Source organism: Pseudoxanthomonas sp. LjRoot204_2, assembly GCF_056175765.1.
Map to the genome: position 1 here is coordinate 1 of NZ_JBGFFG010000193.1, position 6,437 is coordinate 6,437.

Annotated in this window: 6 protein-coding genes; 3 read left to right on the forward strand and 3 right to left on the reverse strand. The window is 61.4% G+C overall.

From position 1 onward, the window contains the following. The 3 genes from AC04L7_RS10475 to AC04L7_RS10485 all read right to left on the reverse strand — a co-directional run. On the reverse strand, positions 1-1,382 hold a 1,382-nt coding region (locus AC04L7_RS10475; RefSeq protein ID WP_475512957.1), incomplete at its 3' end, for a TonB-dependent receptor plug domain-containing protein. A gap of 155 nt (positions 1,383-1,537) precedes the next feature. Continuing rightward, positions 1,538-2,038, reverse strand: a complete 501-nt coding sequence (locus tag AC04L7_RS10480) for a hypothetical protein (RefSeq protein WP_299341397.1) — start codon at positions 2,036-2,038, stop codon at positions 1,538-1,540. A gap of 552 nt (positions 2,039-2,590) precedes the next feature. Then, a complete protein-coding gene (locus AC04L7_RS10485; RefSeq protein ID WP_435997525.1) occupies positions 2,591-2,827 on the reverse strand; it encodes an XAC0095 family protein in 237 nt (78 codons plus the stop codon). A gap of 315 nt (positions 2,828-3,142) precedes the next feature. On the opposite strand from AC04L7_RS10485, the gene AC04L7_RS10490 reads away from it, so the two are divergent. From AC04L7_RS10490 to AC04L7_RS10500, 3 genes are all read left to right on the forward strand, one after another. Continuing rightward, positions 3,143-3,487, forward strand: a complete 345-nt coding sequence (locus AC04L7_RS10490) for a nucleotide pyrophosphohydrolase (protein ID WP_435997523.1) — start codon at positions 3,143-3,145, stop codon at positions 3,485-3,487. A 25-nt stretch (positions 3,488-3,512) separates the two neighbouring features. Continuing rightward, positions 3,513-5,348 carry a DNA/RNA helicase domain-containing protein gene (locus tag AC04L7_RS10495; protein ID WP_475512958.1) on the forward strand — a complete coding sequence of 612 codons (1,836 nt, stop codon included), beginning with the start codon at positions 3,513-3,515 and terminating at the stop codon, positions 5,346-5,348. Between the two features lie 7 nt (positions 5,349-5,355). Next, positions 5,356-6,437: hypothetical protein (locus AC04L7_RS10500; protein WP_475512959.1), on the forward strand; the 1,082-nt coding region annotated here is incomplete at its 3' end.

Consider the following 6,437-nt stretch of genomic DNA (forward strand, 5'->3'; position numbering starts at 1 on the left):
CGGTAGCGGTAGGCCTGGCCCACGATCAGCTTGACGACGCGGTTGTCCGCGCGCGTGCCGATCAGCGCCAGGCGCGGACTGAGGCGCACGATGCCGCGGTCGCTGCGATCGGCGCGCAGGCCCGCATTGAGCCGCCACGCGTCGGACATGCGGAACTCGTCGTCGACGAACACGCCGCCACTGGTCATGTGCTGGCGCGAATCCAGGTAAGTCGCGCGCGGCGATACGTCGAAGTTGCGCTGCACCACCCCGCGGTCCCACTGCGCTTCGGCGCCGGCGACGAAGGTATGGCGCGCGGCGATGCGGGCGACCACCTGCCCGCCCGCCACCACCGACACGCCGGAGGCGATGTCGCGGTTGAGGTAGGTGGGTGCGCTGCCGTAGACATAGTCGCCGACGTAGCGGTAGTCGATCACGTCCAGGCGTGCGCTCGCCTCGACGCGCTCGCCCAGCGGGCGGGCCAGGGTGGCGCCGAAGGCGATCCAGCGGTCCTGCACCTGCGCGCCGGACGCGGCGAAGGTCTGCTCGTACGGGGCGACCGGATCGTCCTTGCGGCGGTCGCCGGCCACCAGCTGCAACGACAGCCCGTCGCGCGCGTGCTGCACGAACACCTGGCGCACGCGTTCGCTGTCCTGGCCGCGCACCACGCCGCCGGTGGGCGTGTCGGCGAAGGCGGGAAAGCGCAGCGTGCGGCCCTCGGTATCGAACGCGCGCACCGACAGCAGCGTGCGCCCCTGCCCGGCACTGACCGGGACGGTAAGCTGCAGGTCGGTAGTGCCGTGGTTACCGGCGGCKGCGCGCAGCTGCCCGTGGCCGTAGGTGTCGGGTTCGCGCGTGAGCACGTTGATGACGCCGAAGAAGGCGTTGGAGCCGTACACGGCCGAGCCGGGGCCCGGGGCGTATTCGATGCGTTCCACCAGCGCCAGGTCGAGCGGGAATTCGGCGCCCACCGGGCTCTGGCTGTAGACGGGGTCGTTGATGCGGTGGCCGTTGACCAGCAGCAGGAAGCGGGTGTCGTAGTCGCCGGCGCGCAGCAGGCCGCGCGCGCCCAGGTAGGTGTACAGGCCGGTGTCGCTGACGTAGAGGCCGGGCAGGCTGTCGAGTGCTTCGGCCAGGGTGCGCCAGCCGTGCGCGCGGATATCCTCGGCGGTGATCACCTGCACGACGGAGGGTGCGTCGGCCACGCGCTGCTGGAAGCGCGAGGCGGTGACGATGTCCACGTCCAGCAGGTCTTCCAGCGACAGGCGCGACAGGTCCGGGGCCTGAGCGTGGGCCGCGGTCGCCAGCAGGCCACCGGCGCAGGCGCACGCCAGGCGGGTCATGCGCCGCAGGCGTCGGGTGGTTGCGGGCGCTGGCGCGCCGCCGGGCAGGAACAGGGACATGGAGGCCAGCAGGGCGGAAGAACGTCTGGCGTTGTATCGGCCGCGCACGCGCTGGCTTGAATCGCGCAGGGGTTCATGGAGATGAAGGCGCGGCGTGCGCGCGCATGAAAAAAGGCCCCGCGTTGCGGAGCCTTTGTTGAGAGGAAGTGGGGGCGTCAGCCGTTGGTGACGGTGCCCCCGTCGCCGCCCGCGGGGTCGGGCGCGACGGGCGTTGCGCTGCGGCGGCTGAAGCGCACCGACAGCATCTTGCGCAGCTCGTCCAGCCCTTCTCCCCTGCCCGCCACCTTCAGGTGGGCATAGCCTTCCAGCGATGCGGTCATCAGATCGCTGCCGAGGGCCATTTCGCTGTCGGCGATGCGTTCCAGCAAGCGTCGAAGGCGAACGGCGCGCGGACGGAGCTGATCGAGCGCCGCGAGATCGCCGACGTAGCCGGCCAGGTCGAAGTTGCGCGGTAGCACGCCGCTGTGTTCGCTCAACACGTTCACGGCCTGCCGGCAGAACGCTTCCGATTTGGCGCCCATCTTGGTGAGGTCGCGACGCTCGTCGGGGCTCAGGCCGATCAAGCCGGCGAACTCCTGTTCGAGGCTGTTGATGGCGGTGTCGATGTTCTGCAGTGCGGTATCCGCGAAAGTGACGGCAATACGGTTCTGGGTCATGGKYGTTCCTTGAGTGCATCCGTTCGAGTACCCGCCACCATGGCGGGCGACAGGAGCGTAGCGTGCGCTGCGCGCGCCTCAAGGGCCGCACGCGCAAGTGCGTCAATGTGAGTCGCAAGGCATTAAGCCTTGCCGGCAATGGTGCGAAGCCTGAGCGGCGGGATGGTTTCCTTTGCGCCTGGATTCCGCCTGCCCTGCGCGCAAGGCGAAATGCCTTGCAGGCGAAACCGCCATGCACGGATCGCGACGCCAGCAGGCTTGCGATGGCAAGGCGCGGCACTTCGCGCGCAAGGCGCAATGTGAGAAACCCGGGACGCGGCAGCTTGCACGCGATGCGCGGCGGCCCTGCGTGCAGGTCATGGCATTCCGACCGCAAGGTCTGATGCCTCGCGCGCGCAAGGCTCGGCGGCTTGCGGGCAAGGCTGGGGAGGCTTGCGGATAAGGGTTTGAGGCTTGCGAGGTGTTTTCTGTATCCCCACCCCTATCTCACCCGCGCATTCCATTGCGAGCGGGCCCACTGAACTGCCGGGCAGGCGTGCCGGGCGCGCGGCTTCAGGGGCCCTGCCATCGGAGCGCGGCCAAGGTGCGCTCCAGCGTGTCGCCCCACAGTTGGAGGCTGGCGGCCCAATGGGTGGGCGGGATGGGGATGGGTTCCTCGTCGGGCGCGCCGGGGGCGTAGGCGCGGGTGAGGCAGGCCAACAGGTAGAGGTGTTCGGTGAGGCGACAGAGCTCGGCGTGTCCGTCTTCGCTCAACAGGTAACCGGCCGCCGATCCGACATGCTTTGACATACAAGTACTCCAATCCATGGGTACGGCCCGGACGCGCATGCGCCGGGGGTGTCGGGAGGCTCGAACCGCAAGAAGACGGCGGGCTTATTCCCCTTTCGGGTGTTGTATTCGCCCACTCCCGACGTAGCGCTACGCCGGCTCTGCCCACGCGGGGCAAAAGAAAGCCACCCAGTTCCGGGGGTGGCACCGCTTCTTGAGGAGTTTCGAGGCTCCGACAAGAGGTATCGCACCTTGGGCCCGAAACAGGCCAGCACACCCGTGTTCGATGGGAACGCGCGCCATATACTCACATTTGGCATCGGTGCGGGAGTGCCCATGGGGATCGCAGAACTACAACAGGCGCTTCGGCAGTTTGCCGCGGACAGGGATTGGGGGCAGTTCCATACGCCGAAGAACCTGGCCACGGCACTCTCCATCGAAGCTGCCGAAGTGCTCGAGCATTTTCAATGGCTGACCGACGAGCAGAGCCGAAGCCTGACCCCAGAGGTTCGCGAGAAAGTCGGACATGAGATCGCCGATGTATTTCTTTACCTACTTCAACTGGCCGACCAGCTCGAGATTGACCCTCTGAAGGTGGCGGCGGACAAGCTGGCCTTGAATGCCGACAAGTACCCGGTGGAAAAAGCCAAGGGAAGCAGCAAGAAGTACACCGAGCTGTAACCGTATCGCCGAGGGGAAGGCACGCGTGATCGTCTATCAGGCTACCAAGACGAAGTTCTTGGACGACAACGACAACCGCAGTATTGAAGACGTCATCAATAGCGCCTATGTGCAGAAGACAGGCCGCTACGCTTCGGAGGCGGAATTCAAGTCATGGGCGGCTTCGCTGCGCGAGATGTCACGGGTGCTACGCGACGCACAGATACCGGACGACATCGGTGTAGGTATCGAATTCGGCATTCCGCAGACGGCCAAACGCATCGATTTCATCCTGTCGGGGGAAGATGATGCTGGTGTCCCGCACGCGATCATCGTCGAGTTGAAGCAATGGTCGTCCGCCAAACTGAGCGACAGGGACGGCTTGATCGTCGCCAATCGCGGGGGTCGTACCGAAACCGAAGGCCCCCACCCCAGCTATCAAGCATGGTCTTACGCGGCCTTGCTCAATGGTTTCAATGAAGCCGTCTACGAATCCGGTACGGCGCTGCAGCCCTGCGCCTACCTGCACAACTACCGCGACGACGGGATCATCCGCGACGCGCGCTATGCCCCCTATCTCGACAAGGCGCCTGTCTTCCTGAAGGGTGAGGACGAACTCAAGCGCCTGCGCGATTTCATCAAGAAGCACGTCAAGAAGGGAGACAAGGGAGAACTGCTGTACAAGATGGAGAACGGGCGTATCCGCCCCTCCAAGATGCTTGCAGACAGCCTTGCCAAGATGCTCAAAGGCAATGAGGAATTCGTGCTGGTCGACGACCAGAAGGTGGTCTACGAGACCTGCCTGGCCCGCGCCGAGCAGGCCAGCGAAACCCGCAAGCAAGTGGTCATCGTCAAGGGTGGCCCCGGCACCGGAAAGTCGGTGGTCGCGGTCAATCTGCTGGTGGCGCTGACCAAACGCGGACAGGTGACCAAGTACGTCTCCAAGAACGCCGCGCCCCGCGCCGTGTATGCGAAGAAGCTGGCAGGTCAGGTCCGCAGAGCGGACGTGACCAACATGTTCGCCGGCTCTGGCGGCTTCCACAATGCGGAACCCAACGTATTCGATACGCTTGTCGTCGATGAAGCACATCGCTTGAATGCCAAGAGCGGGCTCTACGGCAATCTCGGTGAGAACCAGGTTATGGAGCTCATCCGTAGCGCCAAGTGCACGATCTTCTTCGTGGACGACGACCAGATCGTGACGCTCGCCGATATCGGACATACCCGGGAGTTGATGCACTGGGCGAACGCGGCCGGCGCGGAGATCACAACGCTGGAGCTTAGCTCCCAGTTCCGGTGTGGCGGATCCGATGGCTACATCGCCTGGCTGGACAACTGGCTGGGTATTCGCGAAACCGCCAACGCAGATTTCGACCGCGATAGTTTCGACTTCCGCTTGGTCGACTCGCCCGTTGAGTTGCACGATCTTATTCGAGAGAAGAACAAGCTCAACAATCGGTCGCGAGTGGTGGCGGGCTACTGCTGGGATTGGAAGAGCAAGAAAGATCCGAATGCATACGACATTGTGATTCCRGAGTTCGGCTACAAAGCACAATGGAATCTTGGTGTCGACGGAAGCCTCTGGATCATGGCGCCAAACTCTGTTGAGCAAGTTGGCTGCATTCACACTTGCCAAGGTCTTGAGCTTGACTATGTCGGCGTCATCATTGCGCCAGATCTCGTTTTTCGAGGGGACAGATTTGAAGYGGACCCATCAAAAAGATCGAAGCAAGATCGGACAATAAGAGGATATACGTCCAAAAGAAATCTAGATTCCAACACGATAATTCGCGCAGAGATGATCATTCGAAACACTTACAAGACCCTCATGACGCGAGGACTGAAGGGATGCTTCGTCTTTTGTCCAGCCCTGAAAGGCTAGAAACGCAATGAAGGAGTCAACTCTCCACTCACTAATAACCGCAAAGGCAATCTTCGAGGAATCGGAAGCTCTTTGCTCTTCGGGCATATCGCACTCAGCCACCGCCGGCCTGATCCTTCTACAAGATGCGCTTGAACTTGTGCTACTAGCCGCCATCAATGAACTTGAAATTGATGAGACGGCAAAGATCGAGAAGCTTACATTCGACCAGATCATCGGCACACTTCAGCAATCTGGAGTTTCTATTCCTCGCTCCGGAACATTAAAAGCACTCAACAAGAACCGGGTGCTCGCTAAGCACTATGGACAACTAATCCTCCCGGAGACAGTAAGGGGCTATCTAGAGGCCAGTCGTCACGCCATAGACGCTGTTCTTGACTCTGTAGTAAAGAAGAGACTCGCGCAGATCTTCCTAACAGACTTACTCTTAGATGGCGAATCAAAGTTGCTTCTTGAGCAAGCGGTAGCCTCATACGCAAGAGCAGAGTACCTCGAGACGCTTATCTGTATCAGGAGGGCTCTTTTCGTAGAAATCGAAGCCGATTACTCGGTGCATGAGTACAAGGACGATGACAGCACCGACCTTTTCGGATTCTTCAAGAAATATGGACGAAAGGCGCCGAGCTACGCGAAGAACTCGAAATGGATAGTCACAAACGTGAAGGAGCCTACCGACTACGTACAAGTAGATAGAGAAGGATTGCGGAGTCAAGCCGTTGAGTGGGGCGTTAATACAAACCAGCTTCTTAATTTAATGCACCTTACTCCGAAGGTTTTTAGGCCGAATAAGGCAGCCGATTGGTGCACCTCTTATCCTGCCGGCTTTGTAGAGAACAGCGCAAATAGAGCCAACGCCCAATACTGTTTAGACAGTATCATCGAGGTTATCCGCAAGAAGCAGTTGCATGCGGGCACTGCAATCAGCCTGTCGTTCTCTCAGCCATTCTCGCCACCTAAAATTTACCTTGGCGATGAGGTCCATGTTAATGCGGACACGGGATCGCTGGTCGTGCACACGATTCAGCCCAACTTCGTGTACCAAGTTTCTGGCATCGCGACGGGCTTTGACGGGAAGACCAAGTTCTACGT

Coding starts and splice junctions, on each gene's coding strand:
- AC04L7_RS10490 (WP_435997523.1), top strand. CDS start 3,143: ATGGGGATCGCAGAACTACAACAGGCGCTTCGGCAGTTTGCCGCGGAC.
- AC04L7_RS10485 (WP_435997525.1), bottom strand. CDS start 2,827: ATGTCAAAGCATGTCGGATCGGCGGCCGGTTACCTGTTGAGCGAAGAC.
- AC04L7_RS10480 (WP_299341397.1), bottom strand. CDS start 2,038: ATGACCCAGAACCGTATTGCCGTCACTTTCGCGGATACCGCACTGCAG.